Origin of the sequence: Streptomyces sp. NPDC005808, from assembly GCF_042871385.1 — a bacterium.
Classification (GTDB): Bacteria; Actinomycetota; Actinomycetes; order Streptomycetales; family Streptomycetaceae; genus Streptomyces.
Genome location: NZ_JBIAIK010000001.1, coordinates 508,033 through 521,585, shown reverse-complemented (window position 1 = coordinate 521,585; position 13,553 = coordinate 508,033). Strand labels below are relative to the sequence as shown.

The 13,553-nt window shown below is 71.0% G+C and carries 7 protein-coding genes; 1 reads left to right on the top strand and 6 read right to left on the bottom strand.

Annotated features, from left to right (window positions below):
* Window positions 1-55: 55 nt before the first annotated feature.
* Window positions 56-2,251: an ATP-dependent DNA helicase UvrD2 gene (locus ACFYPC_RS02320; RefSeq protein ID WP_388669347.1), complete on the bottom strand. Its 2,196-nt coding sequence runs from the start codon at window positions 2,249-2,251 to the stop codon at window positions 56-58.
* 185 nt (window positions 2,252-2,436) lie between these two features.
* On the opposite strand from ACFYPC_RS02320, the gene ACFYPC_RS02315 reads away from it, so the two are divergent.
* A complete protein-coding gene (locus tag ACFYPC_RS02315) occupies window positions 2,437-2,694 on the top strand; it encodes a mycoredoxin (RefSeq protein ID WP_388669344.1) in 258 nt (85 codons plus the stop codon).
* 327 nt (window positions 2,695-3,021) lie between these two features.
* Here ACFYPC_RS02315 and nudC read toward each other — a convergent pair whose 3' ends face one another.
* The 5 genes from nudC to ACFYPC_RS02290 form a co-directional block, all read right to left on the bottom strand.
* Window positions 3,022-3,969 (bottom strand): NAD(+) diphosphatase, encoded by a 948-nt coding sequence (gene nudC, locus ACFYPC_RS02310; RefSeq protein ID WP_388669341.1) that lies wholly within the window; start codon window positions 3,967-3,969, stop codon window positions 3,022-3,024.
* Between the two features lie 121 nt (window positions 3,970-4,090).
* Complete coding sequence (locus ACFYPC_RS02305; RefSeq protein ID WP_388669338.1) at window positions 4,091-5,503, bottom strand: dipeptidase; 1,413 nt, start codon at window positions 5,501-5,503, stop codon at window positions 4,091-4,093.
* A 10-nt stretch (window positions 5,504-5,513) separates the two neighbouring features.
* Window positions 5,514-9,029 (bottom strand): UvrD-helicase domain-containing protein, encoded by a 3,516-nt coding sequence (locus ACFYPC_RS02300; RefSeq protein WP_388669335.1) that lies wholly within the window; start codon window positions 9,027-9,029, stop codon window positions 5,514-5,516.
* 162 nt (window positions 9,030-9,191) lie between these two features.
* Entirely contained in the window at window positions 9,192-12,776 is a 3,585-nt protein-coding gene (locus ACFYPC_RS02295) for an ATP-dependent helicase (RefSeq protein ID WP_388669332.1), read from the bottom strand.
* A gap of 306 nt (window positions 12,777-13,082) precedes the next feature.
* Entirely contained in the window at window positions 13,083-13,448 is a 366-nt protein-coding gene (locus tag ACFYPC_RS02290) for an MGMT family protein (protein ID WP_388669329.1), read from the bottom strand.
* Window positions 13,449-13,553: the final 105 nt, after the last annotated feature.

Below are 13,553 nucleotides of genomic sequence, written 5' to 3'. Positions count from 1 at the left end.
AGAACCTATGGGGATTGCTGGGGCATGCGCAAACTATTTTTTCGACGAGTTCGTATCAGTCACCCTCATCGTCCACTCCAACATCTTGACCTGCGCAGATAGCCAGAACATCGGTGCCGAACCGGTTCAGCTTGCGGACTCCGACTCCAGGGATCCGAGCCAGCTCGCCCGCCTCGTCGGGCACAGCCTCGGCGATGGCCATCAACGTCTTGTCGGTGAACACGCAGAACGCGGGCTGCCCACTGCGCTGCGCCTGTACCGCCCGCCACTCCCGCAACCGCTCGTAGAGGCCCTCGTCCATGTCGGACGGACAGTCCTCGCAGCGCATCAGTTTCATCTCGCCCGCGTCGGTCAGGGTGCGGCCGCATACCCGGCAGCGGGCGGGGGTCCGGGCCGACCGCCGCGCGACCGTGCCACCGCTGCTCCCGATACCTCGCTCGACACCTCCTGGGCCGCCACCGCCGCTTCGGCCCGCCGTGGTGACCGAGCCGGGGCGCAGCCCGTCGAGGAAGCGGCTGGGCCGTCGGTTGGGTCTGCCGCCGGGTGAGCGGGACAGCGCCCAGGAGACACCGAGGTGCTCTCTGGCGCGGGTTACGCCGACGTAGAGGAGGCGGCGTTCCTCCTCGATCTGCTCCTCGGTCTTTGCGTAGGTGATTGGCATCATGCCCTCGGCGACGGCGACCAGGAAGACGACGTCCCACTCCAGTCCCTTGGCGGAGTGCAGGGAAGCGAGTGTGACGCCCTGGACGGTCGGAGCGTGCTGGGCGCTCGCCCGCTCGTCGAGCTCTGCCACCAGGTCTCCCAGGGTGGCGCCCTCCTTTGCCGCGGCGAAGTCGTGGGCAAGGTGGACCAGGGCGGCCAGCGATTCCCAGCGCTCTCTGACCGCACCGGAACCTGCGGGGGGCTGGTTGGTCCATCCTTCGCCCGACAGCACCGCGCGGACCTGGGAGGGCAGGTCGATGACATCGTCGAGGAGTGAGTCGTTGCCTCCGAACCGGGCCGCGGCGCGCAGGGCGGTGCCGGCCTTGCGCACTTCGGGGCGGTCGAAGAACCGCTCGGCGCCGCGCAGCTGGTAGGGCACGCCGACGTCGGCGAGCGCCTGCTCATAGAGCTCGGACTGCGAGTTCGTACGGAAGAGAATCGCGATCTCGCCCGCGGGGACGCCGGACACGACGAGGTCGCGGATGCGTCGGGCGGCGCCTTCGGCCTCTGCGGGCTCGTCCGGGTACTCGGCGTAGACGGGTTCGGGGCCCGGGGGCCGCTGGGAGATCAGCTCCAGGCGGTGCTCGGCGGCCCGGCCACGGGCCTGGGCGAGCAGGCCGTTGGCGAGGTGGACCACCTGCGGCGAGGAGCGGTAGTCGCGTACGAGTTTGACGACGGTGGCTCCGGGGTGGCGGATACGGAAGTCGAGAAGGTGGTCAGGAGTTGCACCGGTGAACGAATAGATCGTCTGACTGGCATCGCCGACGACACAGAGACTGTCGCGCTCGCCGAGCCACAGGTCCAGCAGACGCTGCTGGAGGGGGCTGACGTCCTGGTACTCGTCGACCACGAAGTGCTGGTACTGGGCGCGGACCTGCTCCGCGATGTCGTGGCGGTCCTGGAGGACGGCGACCGTCAGCAGCAGGACGTCTTCGAAGTCGATGACCCCGCGATTGCGCTTGAGGTCTTCGTAGGTCCCGTACAGCTGGGCGATCTCGGCTGGATTGCGGGGGGCCTCGCGGCCGGCTTTGGCGGCGGCGGCCGCGTAGTCGGCGGGGATGGTCTGGGTGACCTTGGACCACTCGATCTCGGCGGTGACGTCTCGCAGTTCGCCCCGGTCGAGGCGGATGCGGCAGGCTGCCGCCGCGTCTGCGACGAGCTGGATCTTGCGGTCGACAAGCCGGGGCAGGCTGCCGCCGACCGCTTTCGGCCAGAAGTACTGGAGCTGGCGCAGCGCGGCCGAGTGGAAGGTCCGGGCCTGGACGCCGCCGGCGCCGAGCTGCCTGAGTCGGCCGCGCATCTCACCCGCGGCACGGTTGGTGAAGGTGACGGCCAGCACGGTGGAGGGCTGGAGAATCCCCGCGCGCACCCCGTAGGCGATGCGGTGGGTGATTGCCCGTGTCTTGCCCGTGCCGGCGCCCGCGAGCACGCACACCGGTCCGTGCAGGGCGGTGGCGACCTCGCGTTGCTCGGGGTCGAGCCCGTCGAGCACCGCGTCGGCCGTGTCCGGAACCTCCGGGAAGAGTGTGGAGTGCGTTGCTGCTGTCACCCCGCCATGCTGCCAGGTCGTCGGGGACGGGTGAGCCGGGTTGTCCACAGGAAACACCCGCAGTCGTACAAATGCGGCAGGCCCGTTGCGTGCCGCCGGGTACCCCCCGCGGGAATGGCGGCCGTGTCGCGTACGTTCCCCTGACGCGACCACGCATCCCAACGCCGTGAAGGAGCTCAATCGACATGCCGGGCACTGTGACGATGTACAGCACCACGTGGTGCGGCTACTGCCGTCGGCTGAAGAGCCAGATGGACCGCGAGGGCATCACGTACGACGAGATCAACATCGAGCAGGACCCGCAGTCCGCGGCATTCGTGGAGAAGGCGAACGGCGGAAACCAGACGGTTCCGACCGTTCTGGTGGTCCCCGCCCAGGGCGGCTCTGAGGTCGTGATGACGAACCCGAGCCTTGCCCAGGTGAAGCAGGCGCTCGGCGTCTGACCCGGGAGTGGGCGCACGAGACCCCCGCCCAAGGACCACGGGCGCGGGTCTCGCCTCCGGACGGCTGATCAGCAATACGGCTGCCGGCGGCCACCCCCGTACCGCACCGCTACTCACATGAAGACACCGAAGAGCCGAGTCACTGTCCAGGCACGCTACTGCCTCCGCTCTGACTGCCGAGAACCCGATGATCACAACGCTGGCTCGACGTCGCCGAACCCCTCCCCGGCGCAGGCCAAGCAGAGAATCGGCACGTAGTCGACATCACTGGGCCGGCGCCCGCGTCGGACGTGTGCACCCGGTGGGCAGCCGACCGTCCAGTCGATGTCAGGTGGCTGATCCCCGGGTCGGCAGGGGCTTGCCGTACCAGAGTTCGATCAGCCGGGCCGCAATCGAGATCCCGTAAGGGGGCAGCACTTCCCCGGACTCGAAGGCGGCCCGCAGGTCTTCGCGGGAGAACCAGCGGGCCTCTTCGATCTCCTCGCCGTCGACGTTGATCTCGGACGACTGGGCGCGGGCCATGAAGCCCAGCATGAGGCTGGAGGGGAACGGCCAGGGCTGGCTGGCGACGTACTCGACCTCGCCCACCGTGATACCGGCCTCCTCGAAGACCTCGCGGCGCACCGACTGCTCGATGGACTCACCAGGCTCGACGAAGCCCGCGAGTGTCGAGAAGCGGCCCTCGGGCCAGTGCACCTGGCGGCCGAGCAGGATGCGGTCCTCGTCGTCCGTGACCGCCATGATCACGGCCGGATCGGTACGCGGGTAGTGCTCGGCGCCGCAGGCCGGGCAGCGCCGGATGTGGCCGGCTGCCGCGATGACGGTGCGTTCACCGCAGCGCGAGCAGAAGCGGTGAAGCCGCTGCCAGTTCTCCAGGGCGACCGCGTGCACCATGAGGCCCGCGTCGCGGGGAGACAGCAGGAGTCCCGCCTCGCGCAAGCCGGCCGAGCGGGCCGACTGGTCGATGCGGCCGGGGAGCGCGTCCTTCTGGAGGGCGAAGTAGCTCACACCGTCGTCGTCGGTGCCCAGGAAGTAGCGGTGTGCCTCGGTGAGCGGCGCCTCGAAGGAGGGGGTCATCACCAGTTCGGTGGTGCCGTCCGCCCTCTCGTCGATCAGGACCTGGCCGCCGGAGACCACGAAGGCGCGGGTGGTGGGGTGGCTCCACGCCGCGGCGAGCCAGGCCTCGTCGAGCCGGTGGTGGGCGGCCCGGTCGATGCCGCTCGGGGCGGTGAGCGAGATGGGACGGTCGGCGGTGTGGTCGGTCCAGGTGGTCACGGGTGCTTCCAACTCCCCCGGTGTAACGGATATGTCGGCGGGCGGTTCGGCAGGGCGGGTGTGGAGGGGGCTGTTCAGGGCGTTGATCGCCTTCTTCGTGGGTGCCTTCTGGATGCCTTCTTCAGTGTGCCTCGCGCCGGCTCACGGCCAGATCGCCCCACAGGTAGGCGGTGGTTTCGACGCCCTTCATGAGGAGATCCAGTTCGACCTTCTCGTTGGGTGCGTGCCAGCCGTCGGACGGGACGGAGATGCCCAGGAAGAGCACCGGGGCGCCGAGGACTTCCTGAAGGTCGGCCGCGGGCCCCGAGCCGCCCTCACGGGTGAAGCGGACGGGCTGTTCGAAGGCACGGCTCATGGCCCGTACGACGGACTGCAGGGCTGGGTGGTCCAGCGGCGTCAGACACGGGCGGGTGGCCGGGCCGAACGTGATCTCGTGCCGGATGCCCGCGGGTACCTGTTCGGCGGCCCACGCGCGTACGGCCTTCTCGATGTGGTCGGGGTCCTGTCCCGCGACCAGCCGGAAGGAGAGCTTGACCATCGCCGAGGACGGGATGATCGTCTTGCTGCCGGGACCCTGGTAGCCGCCGCCGATGCCGTTGACCTCGGCGGTCGGACGGGCCCAGACGCGCTCCAGGGTGGTGTGTCCGGCCTCTCCGTAGGAGGCCGTCGACCTGGCGGTGCGCAGCCACTCGGCCTCGTCGAAGGGCAGCTCGGCGAAAAGCTCGCGCTCGCGGTCGGTGAGTTCCGTGACGCCTTCGTAGAAGCCCGGTACCGCCACGCGCGCGTGCTCGTCATGCAGGGCAGCCACAAGGCGAGCGACGGCGGTGGCCGGGTTGGGCACAGCTCCGCCGAAGGCCCCGGAGTGGATGTCCTGGTCGGGCCCGTGGAGCCTGATCTCGCACTCGGCGAGGCCACGCATGCCGGTGCACACCGTGGGGGTGTCCTCGGACCACATGCCGGTGTCGGAGACGATCACGATGCCGGTCGCGAGTCGCTCCGCACGCGCCTCGACGAGGTCACGGAAGTGCGGGGAGCCGGATTCCTCCTCGCCCTCGATGAGGAGCTTGAGGTGTACGGCGGGCGCGGTGCGCCCGGTGGCGTCGAGGTGGGCCCGGACGCCGAGTGTGTGGAAGAACACCTGGCCCTTGTCATCGGCCGCCCCGCGCGCGTGGAGGCGGTTTCCGCGGATCACGGGCTCGAAGGGCTCCGTGTCCCAGCCGTCCTCGCGGGCGGCGGGCTGCACGTCGTGGTGGCCGTAGACCAGGACCGTAGGGGCTTCAGGGTCCTCTGAGGGCCAGTCGGCGAAGACGGCCGGGGCGCCGTCGGTCGCCCAGACCTCGACGGTGGGAAAGCCGGTCTCCCGAAGCTTGGCGGCAAGCCAGTCGGCGCTGCGCCGTACGTCCGCGGCGTGGTCGGGCTGAGCCGACACCGAGGGGATGCGCAGCCATTCGGCGAGGTCGTCGAGGAAGGCGGCGCGGTGGTTCTGGATGTACGTACGCACGGTGCTGACGGCGTTGTCAACGGGCTTGCTCATGGCCACGAGCCTATCCGCCCACGGAAGCGTGTTCGTCCGGTGGCTCCCCGGACGCCTCTTCCTGTGGGCCCTCCGTGAGCAACCGCTCCAGTGCGGCCCGGTCCGGCAGGTCGCCCGGTCGTACGACCTCGCCGCTGCGGACGTACAGGAACGCCGCCCTGACCGCCTCCAGGGGCACGCCCTGCTGCTCCGCCCAGGCCAGGCGGTACAGCGCGAGCTGAAGGGGGTCCGCGGTGCGGCTGCGGCTGGTCTTCCAGTCCACGATCTCGTACGTCGTGCCGTCGCCGCCCTCCCTACCGAGCGAGGCGTCGCCGTCACCGTTGTCAGCGGTCTCCCGGTAGACCGCGTCGATACGGCCGCGCACGACGCGGCCTGCGATGGCGAGCTGGAAGGGAACCTCGACGCGGTAAGGAGTGCGGTGTGCGTAGGGAGTGCGCTCGAAGGCCTCCTTGAGAGACTCCAGGTCGCGCTCGTCGGCGATCTCGGCCTCGCTGCCGGGCAGCTCCTCCGGCTCCAGCATGGGCAGCCGCAGTTCCTCGAAGCGGGACTCCAGCCACGCGTGGAAGCGGGTGCCGCGGCGCGCGGCGGGCTGCGGAGGGCGCGGCATGGGCCGGGCCAGGTCCTGCGCGAAGCCGTCCGGGTCGGCCGCCAGGCGCAGCACCTGCGACGCGGTGAGCGAGGACGGCAGGGGTACGTCGGTGACGCCGGCGCGGGCGCGCAGCAGCTCGCCGGTGAGCGCGTCCAGGTCGCGGTCCCAGGAGGCGAGTGTGCGGGACTCCTCGGGCGTGAGCCGCATCGGGTCCCCGGGGTGAGGGCGAGCCTCGGGGTCCTGTGCCTGGTGCGGGACCTTCGGGCGGTCCGCCGTCCAGGAGTCCCAGTCGGAGCCGTCGTCCCCCTGGAGATCGAGGTCGGGCGGTTCGTCGTCCTCGGGCGGAGGCGGCCACTCAGGGTCCTCGTACGAGGAACCTGCCGAGGAGGGTGGCGCGGCGTGGGCGGCCCCTGGATGGTCCTCCTGGTGGGACGCGACCCGCTCCAGGTGGGCGAGTACGGTCTCCGCGGCCGCGCGGCGGCGGGCGAGCGCCCCGTCGTCGAGCGGCAGCGGCCAGGCGTGGTCGGCGGACGCCTCGTGGAGGGCGGGGTTCTCGTCGTCCTCGGCGGGTTCGTCCGCCCAGACCTCGATGTCTCCGTGTCCGGCCGCGCAGTGCTCGTACAGGGCGTGCAGGAAGTCCGAGGGCCCGCGCGGCTTCTTCTGGGAGGGGCCCCACCAGTGGCCGGAGCCGATCAGGAGTGAGCGTGGTCGGGTGAAGGTGACGTAGCCGAGGCGGAGTTCCTCGGTGTGCTGGTGGTCCTTCATGGCCTCGTGGAAGGCCTTGATGCCCCTGGCGTTCCAGGCTTCGATGTCGGGCAGGGTGTCGGCGTCTCCGCGCAGCTCGTGCGGCAGGACCTTGCCCTGGGCGGTCCATTTCTCGCGGCCCTGGGTGCTGGGGAAGGTGCCGGTGACCAGGCCCGGGACCACGACGACGTCCCATTCCAGGCCTTTGGACTTGTGCGCGGTGAGCACCTTGACGGTGTTCTCACCGCCCGGGAGCGCGTTGTCGAGGCCTTTCTCGTACTGCGCGGCGGTCCGCAGGAAGCCGAGGAAGGCCAGCAAAGACGCCTCCCCGTCACCCGCGGCGAAGGATGCGGCGACATCCAGGAAGTTCGATAGCGTCTCGCGTCGCCGGGCGGCCAGCGCGTGCGGGGACGCGGAGAGCTCGACCTCCAGGCCGGTGACGGCGAGCACCCGGTGCAGGACGTCCATCAGTGGGTCGGCGAGTGAGCGGCGCAGGTCGCGCAGTTCGGCGGCGAGCCGCGCGAAACGCACTCGCGCGTCCGGCGAGAAGGGCAGTCCGTCGTCGTCTCCTTCGGCCTCGATGGGCATCTCAAGGAACGTGTCGAGCGCGTCCGCGAGCGATATCACCTCGGCCGGGTCGACCCCCTCGACGGCTGCGGCGAGCCGACGGTCCGGGTCGTCGTCGGCGCGCACGCGCGCGTGGGTCACCAGATGGCGGGCGCGCCTGCCCAGGAGGGCCAGGTCGCGCGGGCCGATGCGCCAGCGCGGGCCGGTGAGCAGGCGTACGAGGGCAGCGTTGGCACCGGGGTCCTGGAGGACCTCGCAGACGGCGACGAGGTCGGCGACCTCGGGGAGGTGCAGCAGACCGGAGAGGCCCACCACCTCCACGGGAATGTCGCGGGCGACGAGCGCGCCCTGGATCTCGGCGAAGTCGGTCGCCGTACGGCACAGCACCGCGATCTCGCCGGGCGCCTTTCCGGTGCGTACGAGATGGGCGATCGACTCGGCGAGCCAGTCGATCTCCTCGGCGTGGGTCCGCAGCAGCCCGCAGCGGACCAGGCCGTCGCGCTCGGCTCCGGGGGCGGGGCGGAGTGCCTCCACGCCTGCGTGCATGGCCCGCAGGGGCTCGGCGAGGCCGTTGGCGAGGTCCAGGAGCCGACCACCACTGCGGCGGTTCTCGCTGAGTGCCTGGCGGGTCGCGAGGCGGCCGTCGGGGTGTGCGAAGTGTTCGGGGAAGTCGTCCAGGTTGGCGACGGAGGCGCCACGCCAGCCGTAGATCGCCTGGCAGGGGTCGCCGACCGCCGTCACCGGGTGACCGGTGCCGCCGCCGAAAAGACCGGCGAGCAGGACGCGCTGGGCCACGGACGTGTCCTGGTACTCGTCCAGCAGAACGACACGGAACTCGTCGCGCAGGATGGTGCCGACCTCGGGGCGGGTGCGGGCCAGGGTGGCCGACAGGGCGATCTGGTCGCCGAAGTCGAGGAGATCGCGTTCGCGTTTGGCCGCGCGGTAGTGGCCCACCAGCTCGGCCAGTTCACGACGGGCCGCCGCCGCATCCGGGACCTTGCGGAGGTCGGCGTTGGTGAGTTCGGCGCTCTCCAGGAAGAGCAGCAGCTCGGCGTCGTAGCTACGCAGGTCCTCGGGGCGTACCAGGTGTTCGGAGAGCTCGGAGTCGAGCGTGAGGAGGTCGCCGACCAGGTCCGGGAAGGAGCGGGTGAGCGCCGGATACGGTCCCGGTGCCTCGCGCAGCACGCGTGCGGCGAGCTGGTAGCGGGTGGCGTCGGCCAGCAGACGGGACGTCGGTTCGAGTCCGATGCGCAGGCCGTGGTCGGTCAGCAACCGGCCGGCGAAGGCGTGGTACGTGGAGATGACCGGCTCGCCCGGCGGGTTGTCCGGGTCGATCGTGTCCGGGTCGGTGACGCCCGCCTTGATCAGCGCCTTGCGGACGCGCTCGGCGAGTTCACCGGCCGCCTTGTTGGTGAACGTCAGTCCGAGGACCTGCTCCGGGGCGACCTGCCCGGTGCCGACCAGCCACACCACGCGTGCGGCCATCACCGTGGTCTTGCCCGAACCGGCTCCGGCCACGATCACCTGCGGCGCGGGCGGTGCGGTGATGCAGGCCGTCTGCTCCGGCGTGAACGGGATGCCCAGGAGCTCCTTGAGCTGCTCGGGGTCGGTGATACGGGCTGGCACGTCAGAGAGGCTAGCGGCGCCCACTGACAGCGCGGGCCACATCGGCCGCGGAGCCGAGGGATGCGCTGGTCAGCGCAGGTGGTGCGATACGTCACGCACGTTCGCACCACTTGACCGCGCACACACCACCCAGCACGCGCACGTCACAGAACTGCACACCCGTCACTCGACCACGTGCCGCCCCTCGGGCCGCGCACTGCACGACGCCCGGAACGCGCAGTGCGTGCAGTGCTGACCGGTCGTGGGCGAGAACCGCTCGTCGAGGACCTTGCCCGCGGCGGTGGCGAGCAGGTCGCCGACCCACTCGCCCTCAAGGGGTTCCTGCGCCTGCACCTTGGGGAGGGTCTCGCCCCCGTTCTTCTTGGCGGCGCCCTGGCGCAACTGGACGAGTTCGGCGCCGCCGGGCTCGGGCCGTACGCCGTCGAAAGCGTCGTCGGCTGCGCCCTCGCTGATGGCGAGCTGGTAGACGGCGAGTTGCGGGTGGTGCGCCACCTCGGCGGCGCTCGGCGCATGTTTACCGGTCTTGAAATCGACCACATAGGCGCGGCCTTGGGCGTCCGCCTCGACGCGGTCCATGGAGCCGCGGATGCGTACTGCGTAGTCGCCCGCTTCGAGAGTCACGTCGAAGTCGTGCTCACTGGCCACCGGCGTTCGTCCGGTGCGATCCATCACGTGCCACTTCAGGAAGCGTTCGAGCGCCACGCGCGCGTGCTCCTTCTCCTGCGCGGACTTCCACGGCGCGTCGAAGGCGAGCGCGTTCCACACGGAGTCGAGGCGCTCCATGAGGACGGTGAGGTCGGCCGGGGTGCGTCCGGAGGCGACCTCGTCGGCGAGGACGTGTACCACGTTGCCGAAGCCCTGGGCGGCGGTCGCGGGCGCGTCGGCCTTGACCTCGCGCCCCAGGAACCACTGCAGGGCGCAGGTGTTGGCGAGCTGGTCGAGAGCGCTTCCGGAGAGCACGACCGGCTGGTCGCGGTTGCGCAGCGGGATCTTGCTCTCGGTCGGCTCGTAAAGGCCCCACCAGCGGTAGGGGTGCGCGGACGGCACAAGAGGCCGGCCGTCCTCGTCGCCGAGCGCGGCGAGTTTGGCCAGGCGGCGGGCCGCGGCCTGCCTGAGGGTGTCCGAGACGCGCGGATCGACCGTCGTGGCGCGCAGTTCGGCGACCAGCGCGGCGACGGACAGCGGACGGCGCGGGCGACCGGCGACGTCCTTGGGCTCGACGCCGAGTTCGGTGAGGAAGCGGGAGGGCTGGTCGCCGTCGTCGGCGGGGGCCTTCACCGCGGTGACGACGAGGCGTTCACGCGCGCGCGTGGCGGCCACGTAGAACAAACGACGCTCTTCGGAGAGAAGCGCACCGGGCGTGAGGGGTTCCGCCAGGCCGTCCCGTCCGATGCGGTCGGCCTCCAGCAGGGACCCACGGCGGCGCAGGTCCGGCCACAGCCCCTCCTGGACACCCGCCACGACGACGAGGCGCCACTCCAGGCCCTTGGAACGGTGCGCGGTCATCAGACGCACCGCGTCGGGACGGACGGCCCTTCGGGTGAGCGTGTCGGCGGCGATGTCCTGGGCCTCGATCTCCTCCAGGAAGTTGAGAGCGCCACGGCCGCCGGTGCGCTCCTCGGCACGGGTCGCGGTCGCGAACAGCGCACACACGGCGTCGAGGTCTCGGTCGGCGTTGCGCCCTGCCGCGCCGCCACGCCGGGCAGCTCGCTCCAAACGCTGTGGCCACGGCGTGCCCTCCCACAGGTCCCAGAGTGCCTCCTCGGCCGTCCCGCCCCCCGCGAGGCGCTCCCGTGCCTTCTGCAGCAAAGCACCGAGGCGCTGGGCTCCGCGGGCGTACGCCGGATCGTGCGCGACGAGCCGCTCCGGCGCGGCCAGTGCGCGGGCGAGCAGGTGGTCGGAGGGCGGCGGTACGTGGTTGCCGGCGGCGCGCTCCTCCTCACGCAGGGCCCGGCCCAGGCGCCGAAGGTCGGCAGCGTCCATGCTCGCGAGGGGCGAGGCGAGGAGGGTGAGGGCGGTGTCGGTGTCGAGCCAGGGGGGCTCCGGTTCTGGCTCAGCCGATACAGCCTGCTCAAGGGGCTCATGAGCCTCAATGGGCTCAATGGGCTCAATGGGCTCAATGGGCTCATGAGGCTCAATCGGGTCGGCGCTCTCGGCTTCCTCTGCGGTTGCGCCTTCCTGCGCAGGCACGCCCCCAGCAGCGTCCTCAATGGATGTGTGTTCCGGCGCAGGCGCGTCCCCTGCAGCGTCCTCACCGGATGCGTATTCCCGCGCAGGCGCGCCCCCCGTAACGTCCACCTCGGATACATCGATGTCGGCGCCGGAGTCGGTGTCCGCCCGCAGCTCCGCCCCCAGTTCCGCCTGCGCCACCGCCCGCAGCGCCGTCAGCAGCGGCGCGACCGCCGGCTCGTGCCGCAGCGGCAGATCGTCGCCGTCGATGTCGAGCGGCACCCCGGCAGCGGTGAGGGCGCGTCGGATCGTCGGGATCGTGCGGGAGCCGGCGCGCACCAGGACGGCCATCTCGCTCCAGGGGACGCCGTCCTCCAGGTGGGCGCGGCGCACGATGTCGGCGATGTTGTCCAGCTCCGTGCCGGACGTCGGGTACGTGTAGACCTCGATCCGGCCGCCGTCCCGTACCGGAGACAGTTCGCGGTGGGCCCGGACCTTCTCCGCCGGAAGGCGGGTCAGCGGCATGCGCTGGGTGAGCAGGCGTGTGGCGGTCAGCAGGGCGGCGCCCGAGCGGCGGGATGTCCTGAGGACCTCGACCGGCGCCGGGCGGCCGTCAACACGCGGGAAGGCGTCGGGGAAGTCCAGAATGCCGTTCACCTCGGCGCCCCGGAAGGTGTAGATGGACTGGTCGGGGTCGCCGAAAGCGATGAGGGTGCGTCCGCCGCCTGCGAGGGCCCTCAGCAGTCGTACCTGTGCCGGGTCGGTGTCCTGGTACTCGTCCACGTAGACGGCGTCGTATTTCGCGGCCAGGCGTTCGGCGACACCGGGGCGTCCGGCGAGCAGCACCGCGCGGTGCACGAGTTCGGCGTAGTCGAGCACTCCTTGCATGTCGAGAACGTCGAGGTACTCGGCGAGGAAGGCCGCGGCGGCGCCCCAATCGGGCCGGCCGATGCGGGCGGCGAAGGCGTCCAGGGCATCAGGGCTCAGGCCCAGCTCACGGCTGCGGGCCAGGACCGCGCGGACCTCGTCGGCGAAGCCTCGTGTGGTCAGGCAGGCACGCAGATCGTCCGGCCAGCGCACGTGCGCGAGACCGAGGCGCTCCAGGTCGGGCTGGCCCGCAAGCAGCTCGCGCACCGCCACGTCCTGTTCGGGACCCGACAACAACCGGACGGGTTCTACGAACAGGTCGCTGTCCTGGTGGGCGCGGACAAGGGCGTAGCAGAAGGAGTGGAAGGTGGTCGCCTGAGGCGCGCGGGCAGCCCCTATGCGTAGCGCCATGCGGTCGCGCAGCTCCACGGCGGCCTTCCTGCTGAACGTCAGCACCAGGATCCGTTCCGGATCGCCGCCCCGTGCGATCCGGGCGGCCACGGACTCGACCAGCGTGGTCGTCTTTCCAGTGCCCGGACCTGCGAGAACGAGCAGCGGGCCACCCTTGTGGTCAACCACCGAGCGCTGCCCTGCGTCCAGACGAGGGGGATCCACTCGGGCCGGCGGGGTACGAACCAGTCGGTACGCGCCGCGGGCCCCCTGTCGCACATTGGGGTGCGACAGGCGCCTGGTGGAGGAAGGGGAGCTCACGTGGTTCGCCGGTCCTGGTGGTTGTGCTGGGGATCGTCACTGTCGGCGCTGAGCGCCGTCGTTACGGGGGTGGTGATCGGGCGACGGGTGGGAGGACTGCCACGCGTTCGGGGCGGTGGCCGCGGGGTGAGAGGGATCCGCGTCGACGACGCTACGCCGGTGAGCACCGTGGAAGGAGGGCTTCCCCTTCTTCCCGCCAGCCCCTTGCGTCCCCCGTTCCTCGAACGTACGGCATGTCACAGATGTGCCTCACTTCCCCCGTACGGGCCACACGTTCCCCCTCCGCCCGTCCGATACCGGAAGCTGTCAGGTGTGACTCTCCGCGCGTTCACCGCCGTCCCATCGCGCCCGTCTCATGTCGACACGCGGCAGATGGTCCTCGGACGCCCTGCTCGCCTCCTTGAGGGGAGTCCCCTCGACGCGGTAGTGGCCCAGCGCCTCGAGCTCGTGGCCCGGGAGCAGCACACCGTCCGCGCGTATGACACGCCACCACGGAACCGCTCCCCCATAGAGGGCCATCACGCGGCCCACCTGGCGCGGCCCGCCCTCCTCCAGCCACTCGGCGACATCCCCGTACGTCATCACACGCCCGGGCGGGATCAGCTCGGCAACCCCAAGGACCTGCTCCGCGTACTCCGGCAGGTCGTCCGCCGGAAGGCTCTCCTCGCTCATCCGCCCCATCCTGCACCACCCCACCGACAATGTGGCGGGGTGAAGACTGTGCGTATTCCTCGCTCCGAGGCGGCGCTTCGGGCAGACTGTGCGCCCCCGCATTTG